At 31.8% G+C, this 21,481-nt stretch carries 20 protein-coding genes; all 20 read right to left on the bottom strand.

The genetic code is table 11. The features are described 5' to 3' along the window. Nucleotides 1-40: 40 nt before the first annotated feature. The 20 genes from recA to ispG all read right to left on the bottom strand — a co-directional run bounded on the left by recA (nucleotide 41) and on the right by ispG (nucleotide 21,478). Nucleotides 41-1,123: a recombinase RecA gene (recA, locus tag J3477_RS00715; protein WP_206867650.1), complete on the bottom strand. Its 1,083-nt coding sequence runs from the start codon at nucleotides 1,121-1,123 to the stop codon at nucleotides 41-43. A gap of 628 nt (nucleotides 1,124-1,751) precedes the next feature. Next, a complete protein-coding gene (gene pgsA / locus J3477_RS00720; RefSeq protein ID WP_206867651.1) occupies nucleotides 1,752-2,342 on the bottom strand; it encodes a CDP-diacylglycerol--glycerol-3-phosphate 3-phosphatidyltransferase in 591 nt (196 codons plus the stop codon). Further along, entirely contained in the window at nucleotides 2,329-3,669 is a 1,341-nt protein-coding gene (gene rimO / locus J3477_RS00725; RefSeq protein ID WP_206867652.1) for a 30S ribosomal protein S12 methylthiotransferase RimO, read from the bottom strand. The genes pgsA and rimO overlap by 14 nt, the downstream gene beginning before the upstream one ends. A gap of 80 nt (nucleotides 3,670-3,749) precedes the next feature. Then, complete coding sequence (locus tag J3477_RS00730) at nucleotides 3,750-6,047, bottom strand: FtsK/SpoIIIE family DNA translocase (RefSeq protein WP_206867653.1); 2,298 nt, start codon at nucleotides 6,045-6,047, stop codon at nucleotides 3,750-3,752. A gap of 424 nt (nucleotides 6,048-6,471) precedes the next feature. Continuing rightward, nucleotides 6,472-7,167: a ClpP family protease gene (locus tag J3477_RS00735; protein ID WP_206867654.1), complete on the bottom strand. Its 696-nt coding sequence runs from the start codon at nucleotides 7,165-7,167 to the stop codon at nucleotides 6,472-6,474. A 58-nt stretch (nucleotides 7,168-7,225) separates the two neighbouring features. Then, nucleotides 7,226-8,419: an aspartate kinase gene (gene dapG / locus J3477_RS00740; RefSeq protein WP_206867655.1), complete on the bottom strand. Its 1,194-nt coding sequence runs from the start codon at nucleotides 8,417-8,419 to the stop codon at nucleotides 7,226-7,228. A gap of 15 nt (nucleotides 8,420-8,434) precedes the next feature. Then, nucleotides 8,435-8,710, bottom strand: a complete 276-nt coding sequence (locus J3477_RS00745; protein ID WP_206867656.1) for a YlmC/YmxH family sporulation protein — start codon at nucleotides 8,708-8,710, stop codon at nucleotides 8,435-8,437. A gap of 51 nt (nucleotides 8,711-8,761) precedes the next feature. Then, a complete protein-coding gene (locus J3477_RS00750; RefSeq protein ID WP_206867657.1) occupies nucleotides 8,762-10,057 on the bottom strand; it encodes a M16 family metallopeptidase in 1,296 nt (431 codons plus the stop codon). Between the two features lie 53 nt (nucleotides 10,058-10,110). Continuing rightward, nucleotides 10,111-12,234, bottom strand: a complete 2,124-nt coding sequence (locus J3477_RS00755) for a polyribonucleotide nucleotidyltransferase (protein WP_206867658.1) — start codon at nucleotides 12,232-12,234, stop codon at nucleotides 10,111-10,113. A gap of 84 nt (nucleotides 12,235-12,318) precedes the next feature. Further along, nucleotides 12,319-12,582, bottom strand: a complete 264-nt coding sequence (rpsO, locus tag J3477_RS00760; RefSeq protein ID WP_183277391.1) for a 30S ribosomal protein S15 — start codon at nucleotides 12,580-12,582, stop codon at nucleotides 12,319-12,321. 120 nt (nucleotides 12,583-12,702) lie between these two features. Then, entirely contained in the window at nucleotides 12,703-13,632 is a 930-nt protein-coding gene (locus J3477_RS00765; RefSeq protein WP_206867659.1) for a bifunctional riboflavin kinase/FAD synthetase, read from the bottom strand. Nucleotides 13,633-13,642: 10 nt separating this feature from the next. Continuing rightward, nucleotides 13,643-14,521 (bottom strand): tRNA pseudouridine(55) synthase TruB, encoded by an 879-nt coding sequence (gene truB, locus J3477_RS00770; RefSeq protein ID WP_206867660.1) that lies wholly within the window; start codon nucleotides 14,519-14,521, stop codon nucleotides 13,643-13,645. A 2-nt stretch (nucleotides 14,522-14,523) separates the two neighbouring features. Beyond that, nucleotides 14,524-15,477, bottom strand: a complete 954-nt coding sequence (locus tag J3477_RS00775; protein WP_206867661.1) for a DHH family phosphoesterase — start codon at nucleotides 15,475-15,477, stop codon at nucleotides 14,524-14,526. 1 nt (nucleotide 15,478) lies between these two features. After that, nucleotides 15,479-15,829, bottom strand: coding sequence for a 30S ribosome-binding factor RbfA (gene rbfA / locus J3477_RS00780; protein ID WP_206867662.1), 351 nt, complete (start codon nucleotides 15,827-15,829; stop codon nucleotides 15,479-15,481). A gap of 14 nt (nucleotides 15,830-15,843) precedes the next feature. After that, nucleotides 15,844-17,934, bottom strand: a complete 2,091-nt coding sequence (gene infB, locus J3477_RS00785; RefSeq protein WP_206867663.1) for a translation initiation factor IF-2 — start codon at nucleotides 17,932-17,934, stop codon at nucleotides 15,844-15,846. 32 nt (nucleotides 17,935-17,966) lie between these two features. Next, a complete protein-coding gene (locus J3477_RS00790) occupies nucleotides 17,967-18,272 on the bottom strand; it encodes a ribosomal L7Ae/L30e/S12e/Gadd45 family protein (protein ID WP_183277397.1) in 306 nt (101 codons plus the stop codon). Then, nucleotides 18,265-18,531, bottom strand: coding sequence for an RNase P modulator RnpM (gene rnpM, locus J3477_RS00795; protein WP_183277398.1), 267 nt, complete (start codon nucleotides 18,529-18,531; stop codon nucleotides 18,265-18,267). Before rnpM ends, J3477_RS00790 begins: the two co-directional genes overlap by 8 nt. Nucleotides 18,532-18,554: 23 nt before the next feature. Continuing rightward, on the bottom strand, nucleotides 18,555-19,601 hold the full coding sequence (gene nusA / locus J3477_RS00800; RefSeq protein WP_206867664.1) for a transcription termination factor NusA: 1,047 nt from the start codon (nucleotides 19,599-19,601) through the stop codon (nucleotides 18,555-18,557). Between the two features lie 17 nt (nucleotides 19,602-19,618). Then, nucleotides 19,619-20,080, bottom strand: coding sequence for a ribosome maturation factor RimP (rimP, locus tag J3477_RS00805; RefSeq protein WP_206867665.1), 462 nt, complete (start codon nucleotides 20,078-20,080; stop codon nucleotides 19,619-19,621). 348 nt (nucleotides 20,081-20,428) lie between these two features. Next, on the bottom strand, nucleotides 20,429-21,478 hold the full coding sequence (ispG, locus tag J3477_RS00810) for a flavodoxin-dependent (E)-4-hydroxy-3-methylbut-2-enyl-diphosphate synthase (RefSeq protein WP_206867666.1): 1,050 nt from the start codon (nucleotides 21,476-21,478) through the stop codon (nucleotides 20,429-20,431). Nucleotides 21,479-21,481 lie beyond the last annotated feature (3 nt).

Consider the following 21,481-nt stretch of genomic DNA (forward strand, 5'->3'; position numbering starts at 1 on the left):
GTTTGTAATTTATAACAAAAAAATAAATCGCAAATGCGATTTATTTTTGGTCAGCAGTAGGTTTATTTTGTTTTGCTTCAGCTTTAGTAGTAGCTGCTTCTGCTTTAGCCGGTGTATTTGCTACAGTAAGTGGCAAACCATATTTTGATCTTATTTTATTTTCTATTTCAAATGCTATTTCAGGATTTTCTTTAAGAAATTGTTTTGCATTTTCTCTTCCTTGTCCTAATCTCACATCACCATATGAGAACCAAGCACCACTTTTTTGTATAATTTCATCTTTTACACCAACGTCAACTAAATTACCTGTCTTTGATATTCCTTCTGCATACATAATATCAAATTCAGCTTGTTTGAAAGGAGGTGCAACTTTATTCTTAACTATCTTAATTCTAGTTCTATTACCAACAATACTTTCACCTTGTTTTATAGAATCAATTCTTCTTATATCCATTCTAACTGAAGCATAGAACTTTAATGCTCTACCACCAGTTGTTGTTTCTGGGCTACCAAACATAACTCCAACTTTTTCTCTTAACTGATTAATAAATACAGCTACACACTTTGACTTATTTATAGTACCAGCTAATTTTCTTAAAGCTTGAGACATAAGTCTTGCTTGTAGACCAACATGAGAATCTCCCATTTCGCCTTCAATTTCAGCTCTAGGAACTAGTGCTGCAACAGAGTCGATAACTATAACATCTATAGCGCCTGATCTAACCAAGGCTTCTGTAATTTCTAATGCTTGCTCCCCTGTATCTGGTTGAGAAACAACAAGATTATCTATATCTACACCTAGAACTTTAGCATAGCTAGGATCTAGAGCGTGTTCTGCATCTATGTATGCAACTGCTCCACCAGCTTTTTGAGCTTCAGCGGCTATATTTAAAGCAACAGTTGTTTTACCAGAACTTTCTGGTCCATATATTTCTATTATTCTTCCTTTAGGAACTCCGCCAATTCCTAAAGCTATATCTAAATCTAAACAACCTGTTGATATAACATCGAAATTTAATGTACTATGTTCACCTAATTTCATTATTGAGCCTTTTCCGAATTGTTTTTCTATTTGGCCCATAGCAGATTCTATAGCTTTTAGCTTTTCCATATCAATACCCATTGATAAAACACATCCTCTCTCTATCGAACATTTGTTCTATTTATATTATAAGGTACTTTAATATATAAGTCAACACTAATGTACACTTAAAATTAAAGTAATACCTAGTAATTTTTTCTTTTGAAATTTCTTGTGATATCTTCTTTTACACGGTTCTACTATTGGGCTCCTCTGTAGAAACTTAATTTATACTTGTTCGAAAATCACGCACTTATGACTTTTAGCATATATAAATTAATAGTTGAGCTAGGACCCCTATATGGATGTACCACTTCATTATAAAATTTATATTTTCAAATCCGTCTCTCAGAGTCCAAAGGAGTTTTTAAAATAGTTTTCGAATTGAAGTGTTTCATCTTTAATCCTTACTTAAGAAAGTAGCGTGATTTGACCCAACAGAGTAGAAAAATAAATTTAAATTAAACACATAATAGATGTACCACTTCAAGCCATAAACATCCTCTTATCAGCATTTGACTAGATAATTTGAAGACATGCATTTAGTTATGAAGTGGTACATTTATTAAAATAAGTATACATCAACTAAAATCAACATAAGTTAATTTAACTTCCATAATATCAATCATACAGTCTTTAAAATTATAGACTATTTTTATGATTATTAAACCTATTTATCTGTATTTATTGCACCTTTATTTTTTACAAAATAGTCTACTCCAGATAAAATAGTCACTATTACAGCTATATATAGCGCAATGGTTGGTACTATAGCAAAGAAATTATTCATCCAACTATGTTTATCAACCAAATCTGTTAAATACTTAGAAGAACCTATATTAACCTTTAATAATAATAAAATTATAGCAACAATTTGAATTACAGTTTTTATCTTTCCCCACCAACTAGCAGCAATAACTGTACCATCAGAAGCTGCTATAGTTCTAAGTCCAGATACTGCAAACTCTCTAGCAATAATTATAACAGCAGCCCAGCTTGGTATTACATGAAGCTCAACTAATGATATAAGTGCAGATGTAACTAACAGTTTATCTGCTAATGGATCCATAAGCTTTCCAAAACGAGTTATTTGATTTCTACTTCTAGCTATGTATCCATCAAGTTTATCAGTTAGCGATGCTAATATAAAAATGAAGGTAGCTATAAAAGTACTATATGTTAAGTCTCTAAAGGCTATAAATACCAAAAAAAACGGTACTAAAAAAATCCTGATCAAAGTTAGTTTATTAGCAAGATTCATTACAAACAACTCCCAACAAGTCATATTCAGCGGAATCAGTAATTTTAACTTTTATTATGTCACCAATAGTTAATTTATCATTAGTATGATTAACGATTATAGTACCATCTATTTCAGGAGCCATTTCGTAAGATCTTCCAATATAATTTTCTCCATCATATTCTTCAATTAGAACATCATAGATATTGCCAACCTTAGCCTTATTAACAGCTTCTGAAACATCCATTTGAGTTAACATTAATATTTCTTCTCTTTTTTCTTTCACTTCTTCGTCAACATGGTTTGGCATTGAAAATGCTGGTGTTCCTTCTTCTTTTGAATATTTAAACACACCAACCTTATCTAGTTTATAATCTTTCAAAAAGTTTTTAAGCTCGCTGAAATCTTCATCAGTCTCTCCAGGGAATCCTACAATTAATGAAGTTCTTAAAGTTATACCTTTAACTTTTTCTCTTAAAAGCTCTATCTTGTTAATGATCGCTTCTTTAGTAGTCTTTCTTCCCATAGCTTTTAAAATATTATCACTTATATGTTGTATAGGCAAATCTATATATTTACAAACCTTAGGATTTGAAGCAATTTCATCTATTAATTCATCATATATTTCTTCAGGATAGCAGTATAAAAGTCTAATCCACTCAATACCTTCTATCTTGCTTAATTCATTCAATAATATATGAAGTCTGTTCTCTTCATATAAATCTATTCCATATCTTGTAGTATCTTGACCTATTAGTATAAGTTCTTTTACTCCAGCTGACGCTAATTTCTTTGCTTCTTCAAGTACACTTTCTAAAGCTCTGCTTCTATATTTACCTCTTATCTTTGGTATGATACAGTATGTGCAGAAATTATCACATCCTTCTGATATTCTTATATAAGCTGTTGCTTTATCAGTTGTAATAACTCTTTCACCTTCATTTATATTTGTATTACTGTATTCAAGCTTAGTTATTTTTCCTTCTTCTTTTTCTATAAAAGCTCTTATAAACTCATCGATTTTATTATAATCATTAACTCCAAGCATTATATCAATTTCAGGCATTAGCTCTGTGAGTTCACTTCCGTATCTTTGAGTTAAACATCCTGTGGCGATAAGCAACCTACAGTTATATTTGTTTTTATATTCTGCCATCTCTAATATTGTATCTATAGATTCTTGTTTAGCCTTTTCTATAAAGCCACAAGTATTTACAATAATTATATCTGCAGATTTAGGGTCATTAGTTAATTCGTATCCAGACTTTAGCTTACCCAGCATAATTTCAGAATCAACCCTATTTTTGTCGCATCCTAGGCTTATCAAGCCCACCTTATATTTCGTCAACTTAATTCCTCCTGTGTTCAATACAATATATAATACAAATTAATTTTAAAACTGTTTCAACATTAAAACAAGTATTTTTTCTACATATTCTCAAGTTCTTCCTTTGATATAAGGACTTGTCTAGGCTTACTGCCATCTTTTGGTGATATAATATTGTTTTCCTCTAACTGTTCCATTATTCTAGCTGCTCTATTAAACCCAACTCTAAGCTTCCTTTGAAGAAAAGAAGTAGACGCCTGACCAGTTTCAACTACTATTCTTATAGCCTCATCCAAAAGTTCGTCTCCATCTTCAGGATTTGATGTACTTGATGAAGTAACCTCACTATTAATATGCTCTATTATTTCTGTTTCATAAGAAGTTTCTTCTGATGAACCTTTTATGAAGTTAATTACTTGCTCAACTTCCTCTTCTGATATAAACGCTCCCTGAATTCTTACTGGTTTTGATGCACCAACAGGATAGAATAACATATCTCCCTTACCTAGAAGTTTTTCCGCACCTGCTGAATCTAGTATAGTTCTTGAATCTATCTGGCTAGAAACGGCAAAAGATATTCTAGATGGTATATTAGCTTTTATAACACCTGTTATAACATCAACCGAAGGTCTTTGAGTTGCAATAACAAGATGCATACCAGCTGCTCTAGCCATCTGAGCTAATCTAGCTATATAATCCTCTACATCATTAGGGCAAGCCATCATTAAATCTGCAAGCTCATCTACTATTATAACAATCCAAGGTAATTTTTCAGTGATAATACCCTTATCAAAAAGATTATTATATGATTCTATGTTTCTAACACCACTATCTGCAAAGAGTTTATATCTTCTTGTCATTTCATTAACAGCCCAATTAAGAGCTGCTGCTGCCTTTTTAGGATCAGTTACTACTGGAATTAGAAGCTGAGGTATTCCATTATATACATTAAGTTCAACTACTTTAGGGTCTACCATCAAAAGCTTAACTTCTGAAGGAGAATATTTATATAATATACTAATAATTAGAGTATTTATGCATACACTTTTTCCTGATCCAGTAGCACCAGCTATTAATAAATGGGGCATCTTACTTAAATCTGTGACAATAGCTTTTCCTGCTATATCCTTACCTAGAGCGAAGGCAAGATTGGTTTTAGTATTGATAAACTCTTCAGAGTCTAATACTTCTCTAAGCATAACTGGAGTCAATTCTTTGTTAGGAACTTCTATTCCTACTGCTGCTTTACCTGGAATAGGTGCTTCTATTCTTACACCGTTAGCGGCTAGTCCTAAAGCTATATCATCTGATAAATTAACTATTTTGCTTACTTTTACCCCTGCACTTGGCTGAAGCTCAAATCTAGTAACAGACGGTCCTTTAGTTACTTGTACAATTTTAGCATCAACGCCAAAACTATTGAGTGTTTCTTCAAGTTTAGTTGCATTTAAAAGTAAATCCTTCTTATCTTCCTTTTTGAGCTTTAAAGCCGAATTTACATTTAAAAGTTCAGTAGATGGAATTATATATTCTTTATCTTCTGCTGAAAGCAATCTTTCTGTTAATTCCTTATTAACTACTTCCTTAACTTCGTTGTCTAAGCCTTTTTTCTTATCGGAGGTACTAGTAGCGCTTGGAGTAGCTATAGTATTATCTGTTATCTCTATCTTTGTTGGAGCACTCTCAGACATTACTTCTTCATGAACTGAAGCGTTTTTCATAAAGTCCAATATTTTAATTTTATTATTTATTCCATTGATAAATTCGTTTTGATCAGGATTCTTTTCCTCAATAACTAGAAAATCATCTTTTTTCTCTACCTGTTTAGGCTTTTCACTATTCTTTACACTCTTTTTCTGTAGAAAACCTAAATCTAGATTCAGTGAATCTAAAGAAAAATCAAATCCAATTATAAATACTATAATATAGATAGCAATATTCACAATGAAAGTACCTATACTACCAATTAATTTATATATAGGTAAAGTTATAGTAAATCCAATAATTCCGCTATGAAAATAACTTTGAGAATATATAATTGCTTTTAATGAATTAAAAAAACTAGTCTTGTCATAATAGCTTTCTATAGACATCACTTGTATAAATACTAAAGAGTTTATTATTGCTATTGATAAAGCTATGAAACTTTTAGATAACTTTATAACTCCTTTTGAGCTAATATATATTACTGATAAATATATCATATATATGGGTAATATATATGTTCCTACTCCTATTGCTGATATGAAGAAACGTTTTGAAAAAAACGAAAGATATCCAGCCGCATTTGTATATATGCTTATAGCTAAAACTAGACTCACTGCTAGTAATATTATTCCTGTTATATCAGTATTTTTTTTCTTTTGATTTTTTTTGCTTGTAGATTTTTTCTTAGCCATTCTTTTCACCTCTCTTTACTACTTCTACACGTAGATTTAATTTCCTCTAAGAACCTTAAAAAAGTCGCTGAAGTGACCTTCTTCAGTGAGTTTTTTTACGCATCTGCCTTTCCGAATGTATATGAGGAAAATCTGGCAGGCGAATAAGTTTTGTTTTTTTACTGTCTAGCCATAAAAAACTTCCAAAGCCATTGAAATCTCTAGGTTTAGCCAATTTGAAAATTTTATAGTTCCCTATACAGTAAAAAATCGCTAATGTGTCTTATTTTTGCGCATCTGCCTTTTCGAATGTATGTGAAGAAAGCTTTGAGGCGATATATTCTTAATTACTCTTTATTTTAATAGTTATTCTATCACAAATATAATAATCCATAGCTTATCTAAATTATGGCCGATTAGAGAGTAAATAAACCATAGGATTTCCCTATGGTTTATTTACACTATCTATCATTGAATTCAGTTTAGCAAGCGCTTCCTTAATTCCACCTACTTCATCTATGAGTCCATAATCTACAGCTTCTTTTCCTACTAAAATAGTTCCCATATCATTTAATAGCTCATCAGTTTGAAGCATTAATGTTTTTAGGGTTTCTTTATTCATTTTAGAAGTTCTAACTATAAATTCATTTATACGTTCCTGCATTTTATCAAAATATTTAAAAGTTTGAGGAACTCCAAGTACTAATCCATTCATTCTTATTGGATGTAATATCATAGTAGCAGAAGGAGATATAAACGAATAATCAGATGCTGTAGCTAAAGGAACTCCGATAGAGTGTCCTCCACCTATAACTAAGGATACAGTAGGTTTACTTAGACTTCTTATCATCTCTGAAATAGCAAGGCCTGCCTCTACGTCACCACCTACAGTGTTTAAAATAGTTAATATACCTTCTACTTTATCGTTTTGTTCCATCTCAATTAACTGAGGTATTACATGTTCATATTTTGTGGTTTTAGTTTGTGGTGGTAAAACACCATGACCTTCAATCTGACCAATTATAGATAATATATGAATTCTTTGTTGTGTTTCTTGAGTAGAATTTGAATTTCCAAGTTCTTTTATTTCTTCAATTTTATCTTCTTTCTTTGCTTCTTCTTTTTTTATTTCATCGCTCATAATCATTCCTCCTGTACTTTACTATTTTGTACAAGAGAACACTCTATTATTCAAGCTATTACATAAAAGCTTTATGAAGTACATTAATTGCTTTTTCTACATCGAAGGAATGTATTAAGCACCATATTGTAGTATGAGAATCAGCTGTTTGAAGAACCTCAATATTATTGTCATCCAAGGTTCTTATTATTTTGGCCATTACTCCAGGAATACCTTTCATTCTTGAACCAATTAAAGAAACCTTACTACAGTCTTTAACTAAGCTGTATATAATATTTTCACCTTTTAATACGGATTCTAATTTCAACAAGTCTTCTGAATCAATCGTAAATATCTTTTCTTTTGGAAATATATTAATTAAATCTAAGCTTATTTTATTTTCAGCTAAAGTATCTAATACTTTTTTATATTCAACTTTTTCTTTGTTTTCTAAATCAGTTACAGTTACTTGAATTCTTCCTGACATATGTGTTATACCAGTTAAAATACGTGGATCACTGCTATCACCAATATTATCTATAACTGTTCCTTTACTTTTAGACATTGTATTTCTTATTACAAGAGGTATATTTCCTCTCATAGCAATCTCTACAGCTCTAGGATGTATAACTTTAGCGCCTTGATCAGCAAACTGAAACACTTCATTATAACTTATTTTATCTATCAGATTTGCATCTTCTACTATTCTTGGATCAGCTGTCATTATTCCATCTACATCAGTAAATATTTCGATCTGCTCACTCTTTAAAGCTACACCTAAGATTGATGCTGTAGTATCGCTACCACCTCTTCCGAGGGTTGTAAAATTACCTTCTGCATCATTACCTTGAAACCCACATACTACTGGTACTATTCCTTCGTTCAATAGGTGTATTATTCTCTTTGTATCTACATCTAATAAGCGCGCATTGGAAAAATCACTATTAGTTATTATACCAGCTTGTCCTCCAGTCAAAGGAATAGCTTTAATATTGTTCATATATAGTTCTTGGCAAAGAACTGTAGAACTAATTATTTCACCACAGCACATTAAAAGATCAGTTGCATGCTTGTTTGATTTTTTAAAATCACTATTTAGAAGTGAAAGAAGTGTATCTGTTGCATACGGTTCTCCTTTTCTGCCCATAGCAGAAACTACAACTACTGGTGAATAACCATTGTTTATTGCTTCTTTAACTTTTTCAATTACCTGTTCTCTTCTTTCAGATGTAGATACTGAAGTTCCACCAAACTTTTGTATGATGATTTTCAAAATATCACTCCTTTGTTAAAGCTTTGTTCTTTTAATCATTTCCTCTTCGACGTCAAGTATTATTGTTTTTGCACCTATTTTCTTTACGTAATCCCAAGAAATCTCTAAGAATTCGTCTCCTCCAAACAGGCTAAACTTTGACATATTAACGTTTATGATGAGAAACTTAAGCTTTCCCTCATCATCTATAACTATATCATTGCTTGATAAAGAATTATACTTTTCGCCATCATTTACGTTTATGATTTCATAACGTTCCATTTCAGATAAATATTTTACATTGTCATTCATTGTAATACACCTCCTTAACATCAAAGTATGATACCAAGGAGGATTTTATGCTTATATATTTCCTTCACTGTTAGTGTATGCAACTACATCTTTTTGTGCTAGCGTGGACAAAGTATCTAAATTAATTTCTTTTCCAACAAATGCACCATTAATTATTCCTGGTTTAAAGCATTGTTCAAGCATACTGTGAACAGTCTCGAAATTAATTCTGTCTATTTTACTTATTATATCTTCTGGTTTATTTATTTTATTTAAGAATAGAACAGATTTTCCATTGCTAAACATTCTACTACTAGTACTTTCTAGTCCTAAAACGTAACCTGCTTTAATTTTTTCTTTGTTTATGTTTAGTTGTTCTTTAGTGATTCCTTTAGAAATAAAAAGCTTTAATTCCTCATTTATTGCAAGCAGTGTTTCTTCTGCATATACAGGATTAAGTCCTACATAAATATTTAGCATTCCAGTATTCTTATAAGAAAGAGGATATGAATAAACTGAGTAGCATACACCCATTTCTTCACGAATCTTTTGGAATAGCAGTGAAGATGCACCTCCACCTAAAATATTATTTAGAACTATTAAATTATATCCGTTATCGTCTCCAATTGGAACACCTTTAAGGCCTAAATTTATATGAAGTTGTTCAATATCCTTATCGGAGCTTAAGAAATTATTTTTAAGCTCAGGAGTTGAATAATCCGTTATTATTTCTCTTTCAGATTTCCAACCGGCAAAATAATTTTCTACAAGTTTTATAAGTTCTTTGTATTCAAACTTACCACAGATAGATAAAACTGAATTTTTAGGTGTATAGTGAGATTTAACGTAGTTAGTTATAGTCTCTCTATTGAAGGATCTTACAGTTTCAGGAGTTCCGAGAATTGGATAAGCTAAAGAATCATCTTCAAAGGCTGCCTTTGCATGTATATCCGACAATACATCCTCTGGAGTATCTTCACCCATATTTATCTCTTCAACAACTACACCTTGTTCCTTTTGTATATCCTCTTCAGTAAAATTAGAATTAAACATCATATCAGACAATACTTCTAAGCATAATCCAGCATGAGTTGAAAGGGCTTTGAAGTAATAACAGGTGGATTCTTTGCTTGTATAAGCATTTATTTGACCACCCACATTTTCTATATCCTCAGCAATTTGTTTGGCATTTCTGTTTTTTGTACCTTTAAACATCATGTGTTCTATAAAGTGTGAGATACCATTATTATGTAAGTCTTCATTTCTTGACCCATTCTCTACATGTAATCCTATACTTATAGAGTCAACATGATCTATATATTCAGTAACAACTCTTAAACCATTTGGTAATGTGTATAGATTATACATAAAAATACCTCCTTAAAAAATAAAAAGGCAATTTTTAAGTTGCCCTTTCATCGTTATTCTTTTGATTTATCGTCTTTTGATTTGTCTTCCTGTGTTTCAGCAATTGCATCTTTTCTAGATAAGTTGATTCTACCTTGGTTATCTATATCAGTAACCTTAACAAGTATTTCATCACCTACAGATACAATATCTTCAACTTTATTTACTCTAGTTACATCAAGTTTAGATATATGAACTAAACCTTCTTTGTTTGGTAGTATTTCAACAAATGCACCAAATTGAGCAATCTTAACTACCTTACCTAAGTATATTTCTCCTGCTTTTACTTCACGAGTAAGTCCGTCTATTATCTTTAAGGCTTCATTAACTCCTGCATGATCTGAAGATGAAACAAATATCTTTCCATCATCCTTAATATCAATCTTAACACCAGTATCAGCTATAATCTTATTGATTATCTTTCCACCAGCACCGATTACATCTCTTATCTTATCAGGATCAATTTGTATTGTTGAAGTCTTAGGAGCATATAATGAAACTTCTGTTCTAGCAGCTGGTATACATTCTTTAATCTTATCAAGTATTCCAAGTCTTGCTTTTCTTGCATCGTATATAGCAGTTCTTATACAATATTCTGATAATCCAGCTATTTTTGTATCAACTTGTATAGAAGTTATTCCTTTTTCTGTACCTGCTACCTTAAAGTCCATATCTCCAAAGAAGTCTTCTATTCCTTGTATATCAGTTAGAACTTCTTCTTCCGATAAATCTTCAGAAGTTATTAATCCCATTGCTATACCAGCAGCTGGTCTTTTTATTGGAACTCCTGCATCTAATAATGCTAAAGTTGATCCACAAACTGATGCTTGTGATGTAGAACCATTTGAGCTTAATACTTCAGACACAAGTCTTATAGTGTATGGGAATTCTTCTTCTGATGGTATAAGTGGTTCTAAAGCTCTTTCAGCTAATGCACCATGACCAATTTCTCTTCTACCTGGTCCTCTTAAAGGTCTAACTTCACCAACACTGTATGATGGGAAGTTGTAGTGATGCATATATCTCTTAGATACTTCTTCACCAATTCCATCTAGAATTTGAACATCTCCTATAGCACCTAAAGTTGCTACAGTCATAACTTGTGTAAGTCCTCTTGTAAATATACCTGTTCCATGAGTTCTTGGTAAAACTCCTACTTCACAGCCTATTGGTCTAACCTCATCAAAAGCTCTTCCATCAGGACGTCTTCTTTCATGTAAAAGCATATCTCTTACGATTTCTTTTTGAATTCTGTATACAACGTCATTAACATCTGACATGTTATCTGGATATATATCAGCAAAGTGTTGTACTACACTCTTCTTAACTTCATCCATTTCTTCATTTCTTTCGTTCTTGTCGATAATATACATAGCTTTTTTTATAGTTTCAAAGGAATATTCGCGAACAGTTTTTTCTAGTTCTGCATCTACCTTGTATATTAAAGGCACCTTTTTCTCTTTTCCAAAAGATTTCATTGCTTCTTCTTGGAAAGCTACTATATCTTTACATGCTTCAAATCCAAAAGTAATAGCGTTTATCATTGTTTCTTCTGGTATCTCATGACCACCAGCTTCAATCATCATAACTCTATCTTTTGTAGCACAAACTGTTAAAGCAAGTATCATTTCTTCTCTTTGCTTTGATGTTGGGTTTAATATAAATTCATCACCAATTAAACCTACTTGTACTGCGGCAACTGGAGTAGTGAATGGGATACTTGATAGACAAAGAGCAGTGGATGCTGCATTTATCGCAAGAATTTCTGGAAGGTTATCATTTTCTACAGAAACTACTGTACAAACTACTTGTACGTCATTTCTATATCCTTTAGGGAAAAGTGGTCTAAGCGGTCTGTCGACAGCTCTTCCATTTAGAATTGCTTTTTCTGAAGGTCTACCCTCTCTCTTGATAAATCCTCCAGGTATTTTTCCTACTGCATATAATCTTTCTTCATATTCAACACTTAAAGGAAAGAAATCAATCCCCTCTCTTGGTGATTCTGAAGCATTAGCGTTTGTTAATATTACTGTGTCACCATAGCTCATTAAGATAGCAGTATCAGAAAGCATTCCTAACTTTCCAAATTCAACTTTCATTTTTCTACCAGCTACAGTGGTTTCATGAAAATGATTCATGTGTTATTACCTCCTTTCGGTTACTTATGTAAAACTTTACTTTAGTTGATAAAATAATAGAGCGGTATAACCGCTCTTTTCAGATTAACCTCTTATACCTAATTGTCCTATTATTGCTCTATATCTTTCGATATCTTGAGAAGATAGGTAGTTTAAAAGACCTCTTCTTTGTCCAACCATCATTAGAAGACCTCTTCTTGAATGGTGATCTTTCTTATGAACCTTTAAATGTTCAGTAAGATAGTTGATTCTTTCAGTAAGTAGTGCTATTTGCACTTCTGGTGAACCAGTATCTCCTTCATGTCTTGCGTACTTTACTATAATTTCTTGTTTTCTTGCCTTATCCATGTGTAAACACCTCCAAAATTATCCCCTAGTTCCATGAAAAAAGATGGCAAACCTTTTATCTTAGGATTAGGTTCTCAAGGGTATTATAGCAGAACTGATTTTTATTGTAAATGAATTTTTTTACAATCCACTTAGGTTTTTTCTTGATTCAGCAAAAGCTTTGTCACTTATTAGTTGCTGCTGTAACTCCTTTAGGCTATTAAACTTTTCTTCATTTCTTATTCTTTCAAGAAAATAAACTTTTAATTCATCGCCATAAATATTTTTATTAAAATTTAATATATATGTCTCTATAGTTATATTCTTACCATTTACAGTAGGATTATAACCAATAGAGGTTATACTTTTATATAATTTACTCTTATAAACCGTATTTGTATAATAAACTCCTATCTTAGGAAGAACTGAGCTAGCGTCAACCTCAGTATTAGCAGTAGGAAATCCTAGTGTTCTTCCAAGCTGCTTTCCATGCACAACTGTGCCTCTAAGAACATACGGTCTAGTAAGTAGTGCATTCGCACCATCTAAATCTCCATCAATCAGAAGATTTCTTATCTTTGTACTGCTTATTATATTTTCTTCATTCATCAAAGCACCCATAATATGCAGTTCAAATCCATACTTTTCACTTAAAGCTTTGAGGAGATTTATATCACCTTTATTTTTATAGCCAAATCTATAATTAAAGCCAACAATTATCCCTTTAGCATTATATTTCTTTAAAAGCATTTCTATAAATGCTTCAGGTTCAATCTTCATAAACTCTTCATTAAAATTTACAAGACAAGCAATATCTATGCCTAGTTCTTCAAGAATCTCAAGTTTGGTTTGGTTATCAAGCAGCAGTTTAGGAGCCCTATCTTTATTTACTACAGTTAGTGGATGATTTCTAAAAGTAAAAACCATACTAGAACAGCTATTTTTTTCAGCCAGTTCCAAAGTCTTACTTATTAAACTCAAATGCCCTAAATGCAAGCCATCAAAACTACCTAGAGCTATAAAAGAACTTTTTTGTAAAGAGATTTTGCTATTTTCATCAATAATTATCATCTTTATACCTCTAATCTAATAATAATTTTTCTAACTTAAAGCCATCCCTATTCATCTTACCAACTCCAATTAAAGCTCCCTTGTTATCATACACTTTATAAAGCTTTTGAAAATCAAGTTCATCTCTAATCATTGTTCTATCACTCACTCTTACCCCATTGATTAATAACTTAGAGAATTTTTCATTAACATTAATACTGTCATAAAATTTTAATGCATCTTCAATTGATATAATAAAATCATTTATATTAGATTCATTTAAATCTTCTAACTTAACACTATTTCCTAAATTGAAAAATCCATTTCTAGTTCTACACAAAGCAGTCATAGTTGCACCTACATTTAGTTCATTTCCTATATCAAAGCATAGGCTTCTGATATAGGTTCCCTTGGAGCAAGTAACATCCATAGTGACAAAAGGAAGATCTAGCTCTATATTATCTATAGAATATATGTTAATCTTTCTTGCCTCTCTTTCAATTTCTTTTCCCTGCCTCGCAAGTTCATATAGTCTTTTTCCATTAACCTTAAGTGCAGAATACATAGGCGGAACCTGATCTATTAAACCAACAAATTTAGATATTACTTTTAAAACATCTTCATTCTTTATATGGTCTGTCTCTGAAATCTTAATAACAGATCCTTCTAAGTCATATGTATCAGTTATCATTCCTAATTTAAAACTAACTTTGTATGATTTTTGATTTTCCATTATATAATCAATTATTTTAGTTGCTTTTCCCATACAAACAGGAAGAACCCCTGAAGCTTCAGGATCAAGGGTTCCTGTATGTCCAACTTTTTTTTCCTTAGTTAAAAATCTAACTTTTCTAACTACATCAAAAGAAGTCATACCTGTACTTTTATTTATATTAATTACACCATTCATATCTATATCTCTTCTTTTATTTGATTTAAAACTAAATTTTTAGCTTCGTTTAAGGATATATTTTTCATTGTAATTCCAGAAGCTCTTATATGACCGCCTCCACCAAAAACTGAAGCAACTTTATTAACATTTAAGTATTTTTTAGATCTAAGGCTTACTTTGACACCATCTTCAACTTCCCTAAACAATACCGCTCCCTCAACGCCTCTAATTTGAAGTCCTTGAGAGATTATATCTGAAGAATCATCTAATACTATATTTAATCTATTAATTGTATCCTTAGTAATTTCCATAACAGCAAGCTTGCCTTCATATATAAGCTCTGTATTTCCTAATACATAACCTATAAGTTTTAGCTTTTCAAAAGGCTTGTTATCAAATATATTACTATGAATATCTGAATGATTTATATCAAATTTTAGGAGTTCAGATGCAATATTATGAGTAGTCGGAGTTGCATTTGAATGTCTAAAAGACCCTGTATCTGTAACAAGGGCTGTATATAGACATTTTGCCATATTACTATCCATTTCAGCGTTTAATAAATTTATAAGACTATATACTATTTCTGCTGTTGCAGAGGCAGTAACATCTATAAAATTTAAATCACCATAACGATCATTTGATAAATGATGATCTATATTTATAATAGTCCCTTTAAATCCTTCTAAATCCGCTGAAATTCTCTCTTTATTTCCACAATCAAGTATTATTACACAATCACTATCTTCTTTAGGACTTACACATTCTCCATTAAGCTCATTTGAAAAAGGAAGGAAGCTTAAATTATATGATATCGTATCTTTCGATATCATATAAGCTTCCTTACCCATTTTTTTTAAAGCTTGATACAATGACAACACGCTACCAGCAGCGTCACCATCAGGAGAAACATGAAATGTAATACCTATTTTATTCATCGGTAAAATTTTATTAGCAATTTCATGTAGTGTCATTTTATTTCTCCTTTATCTTCTCTAAAAGAGAATCTATATGCATTCCTTTTTCAATAGACTCATCTAACTGAAATAATACTTCAGGTGTATGTCTTAAATTAATTCTATGACCTAATTCTTTACGAACAAAGCTACTGGAACTCTTTAAGGCATTAAAAGTACTATTCTTTTCTTCTTCACTTAAACTAAATATACTAATATAGATATTAGCATATCTTAGATCCTTTGTTACTACTGCATCTGTTACACTTATCATAGCAGTTAGTCTAGGATCTTTTATACTGTTTCTTATTATATCACTTACTTCTTTTTTTACTTCTTCGTTTATTCTTCCGCCTCTATAGTTAGGCATGAAAATCACCTCTTTTAAAGTTCTTTTCTTTCAATTGCTTGCATAGTAAAGGCTTCAACGATATCGCCTTCTTTGATATCATTAAACTTTTCGAAACTTAATCCACATTCATATCCTGTATTAACTTCCTTAACATCATCCTTAAATCTCTTTAATGATGAAAGCTTACCTTCTAGTATAACTATGCCGTCTCTAATTATTCTAACCTCAGAATTTCTTACCATCTTACCATCTAATACGTAAGATCCAGCAATAGTTCCAACATTAGAAATCTTATATGTCTGTCTTATCTCAGCTCTACCAAGTATAACTTCTTTATATTCAGGTTCAAGCATACCTATCATAGCTGATTTTACATCTTCGATCGCATCATAGATAATTCTGTATGTCTTTATATCAACATTTTCTTTTTCTGCGATACTTACTGCATTGTTATCAGGTCTTACGTTAAATCCTATAACAATAGCATTAGAAGCTGTTGCAAGAGTTATATCTGTTTCAGTTATTGCTCCAACAGCACCATGAATTACTCTAACTCTAACATCATCAGTTGATAACTTTTCTAATGATGATCTTATAGCTTCAACTGAACCTTGAACGTCAGCTTTTACTATTATAGCAAGTTCCTTTACTTTTCCTTCTCTTATCTGGCTATATAAGTCTTCAAGAGAAACTCTATTTGAGTTGTTAAAGCTTTCTTCACGATTCTTTTCTTTTCTTGATTCTGCCATTTGTCTAGCAGTCTTTTCGTCTTTAACTACTATAAATCTGTCACCTGCTGAAGGAACATCAGATAATCCAAGAACCTCTACTGGTATTGAAGGTCCTGCTAGTTTAATCTTCTTACCCTTGTCATCAAACATAGCTCTAATTCTTCCATAAGTTGAACCAACTACGATTGAATCTCCAGAATGAAGTGTTCCATTACCGATAAGTAAAGATGCAACAGCTCCTCTACCTTTATCAAGTTTAGCTTCTACAACAGTTCCCTTAGCTCTTCTTGATGGATTAGCTTGAAGTTCAAGCATTTCTGCTGTTAAAACTACCATTTCTAGAAGAGTATCTATACCTTCACGAGTTTTTGCAGAAACTGGAACGCATATAACATCTCCGCCCCAATCTTCTGATACAAGACCGTATTCTGTAAGCTCTTGTTTAACTCTTTCGATATTAGCTCCTGGTCTATCCATCTTATTTATAGCTACAACCATTGGTACATTTGCAGCCTTACAGTGATTTATAGCTTCAACTGTTTGTGGCATTATACCATCATCAGCAGCTACTACAAGGATAACTATATCAGTAATCTGAGCACCACGAGCTCTCATTGCTGTAAACGCTTCATGTCCTGGAGTATCTAAGAATGTTATCTTTTGATCGTTAACATTAACAGTATAAGCACCTATGTGCTGAGTTATACCTCCAGCTTCTGATTCAGTTACCTTTGCTTTTCTTATAGCATCAAGTAAAGAAGTCTTACCATGGTCAACGTGACCCATTACTGTTATAATTGGAGGTCTGTTTTCAAGGTTTTCGCCATCTTCAGTTTCCTCTTCAAATATTTCTAAAGTAGCTTCTTCTGTTTTCTTTATAACTGAAACACCATACTTTTCTGCAGCTTTTTCAGCTGTAGCGAAGTCTATTTCTTGGTTTATAGCAGCCATAACACCAGTGAAGATTAGAGTTTTTATTACATCAGCACCAGGTTTATTTAACTTTTCAGCTAATTCCTTAACTGTTATTGTATCGCTGATTTCAATAGTACCACCGTCTAATACAGTGCTATCTTCATCATTAACTTCTTCATCATCTGATTTCTTTTTCTTTCTCTTTTTAGCAACATTATTAACTTCTTCAGCAACCATTTCCTCATATTCATCTACGATAGTCTTAGAAACTTCCTCATCATCGTCATCCGAACCTGCTGGAATTATAGTGTGATCACTACCTGCTAATAATTCCTTAATAAGTTCTGCATCTTCGTCTTCTATAACACTCATATGATTCTTAACTTCTATGCTAAATTCATCCATAAGCAAAGTTATAAGATCCTTGCTTGCTACATTTAATTCTTTTGCTAATTCATATACTCTAATTTTTGACATAGATTCACCCCCGACAAAATTCGTTGGATTTATCAAATATTCTCCTGAATTTGAATTAATTTCTTAGCCATATTTTCTTCTGTAACAGCTAATACATTAATTTCACTTCTTCCTAAGCTTAGTCCTAAGTCTTCTTTAGAGAAAACATCAATGGTAGGGATATTTTTTTCTATGCAATATCGCATAAACATATCCTTACTTTTAGGTGAAAGCTCAGTTGAGAATATAAACAAATAAATCTTTTTCTTCTTTAATATTTCTTCACATCTATTGTAACCTTCAATTAAGTTCCCGGATTTTTTTACTAGTCCTAAAAACTGAAGAAACTTATTAACCATTTACAATTTCATCCTTTAAGTTATTATAAATATTCTCATCGATTGTTGTTTCAAGATTTTTATTAAGTCTTTTTGCTTTGAATGCTTTATCTAAGCATTCAACACTTTTACAGATATAAGCTCCTCTACCGGATTTTTTACCTGTCAAATCAACTGATACAACACCCTCTGGACTTTTAACAATCCTTATGAGTTCTTTTTTTGGTTTCATTTCCATGCAACCTGTGCACATTCTCATCGGAATTTTTTTTGGTTTCATTGTAGCACCTCCAAGCTTCAGAACTATTCAGTCTGAGACTTGCTTTTAATATCAATCTTCCAGCCAGTAAGCTTAGCAGCTAATCTTACATTTTGACCTTCCTTACCTATAGCAAGTGATAATTGATTGTCATCTACAACTACTTTAGCAGACTTATTATCTTCATCAATTGCAACATCTAAAACTTTAGCTGGGCTTAAAGCGTTAGCTATATATTCTTCAGGTAATTTACTCCATTTAATGATATCAATTTTTTCATTTTTTAACTCATTAACTATATTTTGAACTCTTGAACCCTTTGGTCCAACGCAAGCTCCCATAGGATCAACAGATTCGTCAGTTGTATTTACTGCGATCTTTGTTCTTGAACCTGCTTCTCTTGCAATACTCTTAATTTCTACTACACCTTCAAAGATTTCAGGAACTTCTAACTCAAAAAGTCTTTTTACTAGTCCTGGATGAGTTCTTGAAACTAAAACTTGAGCACCTTTTGAAGTGTTTTTTACTTCTACAATGTAAAGTTTTAACTTTTCATTAAAATTATATTCCTCACCAGCCATTTGTTCATTAGGTCCTAGAATTGCTTCTATTCTTCCTAAATCAACAAAGACATTTCCTTTATCTTTTCTAATAATAGTTCCAGTGATTATATCAAATTCTTTTTGAATGAATTCATTATAGATAATATTTCTTTCTGCTTCCTTAATTCTTTGGATCACTACTTGTTTTGCAAGCTGTGCTGCTACTCTACCAAAGTTTCTTGGAGTTACTTCTATTTCAACAACATCATCTATTTCATATCTAGGATCAATCTCTTTTGCCTCATCAATTGATATTTCTGACACATCGTCATAAACAAAATCAACAATTGATTTTTGTGCATAAACATGGATTTCACCAGTTTCCCTGTTCATACTTACTCTTACATTTTGCGCTGCAGTAGTTGAATTTGCATAATTCTTCTTATAGGCAGCTACAAGAGCATCTTCTAAGGTTGTAAAAATAAGATCTTCACTTATCCCCTTTTCTTTTACAATCTCTTTCAATGCACCTATAAATTCTTCATTCATTTTTTTAACCCTCCTTACTAAATCTCCCCTTCGATGTTTACAGACTTTATTTTATCTTTAGGAACAGTAAATTTCTCACTGTTTTCTGCGATAACTAATGCTTCATCTGTTACTTCTTCAAGTATACCTTTTACATTTTTCTTACCATCAACATTTTTAGTGAATTTTACAAAAACTTCTGAGCCTACAAATCTTTTATAGTGCTCTTCAGTAAATAACTGTCTATTAAGTCCAGGCGAAGAAACTTCTAAATAATATGGATCTGTTATAGGATCCTTATCATCTAGTATATCACTTATTCTCCTACTTACATTCTCACAGTCAGTTAGAGATATACCTTCTGGCTTATCGATATATATCCTTAAGTAGTATTCATTGTTTTCCTTTACAAACTCAACGTAATAAAGTTCATACCCAAGTTCATCTACAACAGGCTTGCAAAGGTTATTTAAATTTTCTAAAAGTGCATCTTTTTTCATATCTATCCTCCTTTAAACACCTAGCAATTTTTATTAGTATTCCCAGATAATAAATCTATATTGATTATTATGCAAAAACGCAACTCTCAACAAGTTGCGTTTACAAATAGAAAGAGCGGACTTTTATGCCCACTCTTATCTTGCTCTATTGTAAATAATCTACTAGTGTAATCATAACATAGTAATTATTGGATTACAAGTACTAATTTATATTAGTAGATAAAGGGCTTCTGATTTGTTACATCATTCATCAAAAACATTCATTATTAGCAATTATTTTAATTAATTATCTTGTTTAAATTTTTATATTGAACTAAACTTACAACAAAAAAAGCGACTAAGTCGCTTTTAAAAGTTTTCAATTTCTTTAATTAATTCATTAACTAGGTCTTTTTCATCAACTTTTCTAACTATTTCACCTTTTTTGAATATTAGCCCTTCACCATTTCCTCCAGCTATTCCAATATCGGCTTCTCTAGCTTCGCCAGGTCCATTAACGACACAACCCATTATAGCTACTTTTATATTTTTCTTGCAAGATGCTAGCTTACTTTCTACTTGCTCTGCTATACTAATTAAATCAATTTTTGTTCTTCCACATGTTGGACAAGATATGAATTGTATTCCTGATTTAACATATCCGAAAGTTTTAAGTATTTCACGCCCAACTTTAATTTCTTCAACAGGATCTCCTGTCAAAGATACCCTTATGGTATCACCTATTCCTTCAGAAAGCAAAGTACCTATACCTATACTTGACTTAATAGTGCCTCTCCATAATGTTCCGGCTTCTGTAACCCCTAAATGAAGAGGATAATTAACCTTCTGAGACATAAGCCTATAGCTGTCAATCATCTTTAATACATCTGCTGATTTTAATGATATTACTATATCATTAAAATTCATATCTTCCAGTATCTTTACATGTCCTAGAGCACTTTCTACTAAAGCCTCAGGAGTTGGACTTCCGTATTTTTTCAGTAATTCTTTTTCAAGTGATCCTGAATTAACTCCAATTCTTATAGGAATTTCTCTTGACTTTGCAGCCTCAGCCACAAGTCTAACTCTATCAGCGCTTCCTATATTTCCAGGATTTATTCTAAGTGCCGAAACTCCATTTTTTATAGCTTCTAATGCTAATCTATAGTCAAAATGGATATCAGCTACTAACGGAATATTGATCCCTTTAACTATATCATTAATAGCTGCTGCTGCTTCCATATCAGGTACTGCACACCTAACTATATCACAACCAGCCTCTTCAAGTCTTTTTATCTGTTCGATAGTACTTTTAACATCTCTAGTATCTGTGTTAGTCATAGATTGTACTGATACAGGTGAATCTCCGCCTATAAATACACTTCCAACTCTAACTTTTTTTGTTTGCTTTCTGTCCATAAA

Origin of the sequence: Clostridium zeae, assembly GCF_017312485.1 — a bacterium.
GTDB lineage: Bacteria > Bacillota > Clostridia > Clostridiales > Clostridiaceae > Clostridium_AR > Clostridium_AR zeae.

Excerpts from the sequence above, each read along its gene's own strand:
- recA (WP_206867650.1), bottom strand. The coding sequence starts at position 1,123 with ATGGGTATTGATATGGAAAAGCTAAAAGCTATAGAATCTGCTATGGGC.
- pgsA (WP_206867651.1), bottom strand. The coding sequence starts at position 2,342 with ATGAATCTTGCTAATAAACTAACTTTGATCAGGATTTTTTTAGTACCG.
- J3477_RS00730 (WP_206867653.1), bottom strand. The coding sequence starts at position 6,047 with ATGGCTAAGAAAAAATCTACAAGCAAAAAAAATCAAAAGAAAAAAAAT.
- J3477_RS00735 (WP_206867654.1), bottom strand. The coding sequence starts at position 7,167 with ATGAGCGATGAAATAAAAAAAGAAGAAGCAAAGAAAGAAGATAAAATT.
- J3477_RS00745 (WP_206867656.1), bottom strand. The coding sequence starts at position 8,710 with ATGAATGACAATGTAAAATATTTATCTGAAATGGAACGTTATGAAATC.
- J3477_RS00750 (WP_206867657.1), bottom strand. The coding sequence starts at position 10,057 with ATGTATAATCTATACACATTACCAAATGGTTTAAGAGTTGTTACTGAA.
- J3477_RS00755 (WP_206867658.1), bottom strand. The coding sequence starts at position 12,234 with ATGAATCATTTTCATGAAACCACTGTAGCTGGTAGAAAAATGAAAGTT.
- rpsO (WP_183277391.1), bottom strand. The coding sequence starts at position 12,582 with ATGGATAAGGCAAGAAAACAAGAAATTATAGTAAAGTACGCAAGACAT.
- J3477_RS00765 (WP_206867659.1), bottom strand. The coding sequence starts at position 13,632 with ATGATAATTATTGATGAAAATAGCAAAATCTCTTTACAAAAAAGTTCT.
- truB (WP_206867660.1), bottom strand. The coding sequence starts at position 14,521 with ATGAATGGTGTAATTAATATAAATAAAAGTACAGGTATGACTTCTTTT.
- J3477_RS00775 (WP_206867661.1), bottom strand. The coding sequence starts at position 15,477 with ATGACACTACATGAAATTGCTAATAAAATTTTACCGATGAATAAAATA.
- rbfA (WP_206867662.1), bottom strand. The coding sequence starts at position 15,829 with ATGCCTAACTATAGAGGCGGAAGAATAAACGAAGAAGTAAAAAAAGAA.
- infB (WP_206867663.1), bottom strand. The coding sequence starts at position 17,934 with ATGTCAAAAATTAGAGTATATGAATTAGCAAAAGAATTAAATGTAGCA.
- J3477_RS00790 (WP_183277397.1), bottom strand. The coding sequence starts at position 18,272 with ATGGTTAATAAGTTTCTTCAGTTTTTAGGACTAGTAAAAAAATCCGGG.
- rnpM (WP_183277398.1), bottom strand. The coding sequence starts at position 18,531 with ATGAAACCAAAAAAAATTCCGATGAGAATGTGCACAGGTTGCATGGAA.
- nusA (WP_206867664.1), bottom strand. The coding sequence starts at position 19,601 with ATGAATGAAGAATTTATAGGTGCATTGAAAGAGATTGTAAAAGAAAAG.
- rimP (WP_206867665.1), bottom strand. The coding sequence starts at position 20,080 with ATGAAAAAAGATGCACTTTTAGAAAATTTAAATAACCTTTGCAAGCCT.
- ispG (WP_206867666.1), bottom strand. The coding sequence starts at position 21,478 with ATGGACAGAAAGCAAACAAAAAAAGTTAGAGTTGGAAGTGTATTTATA.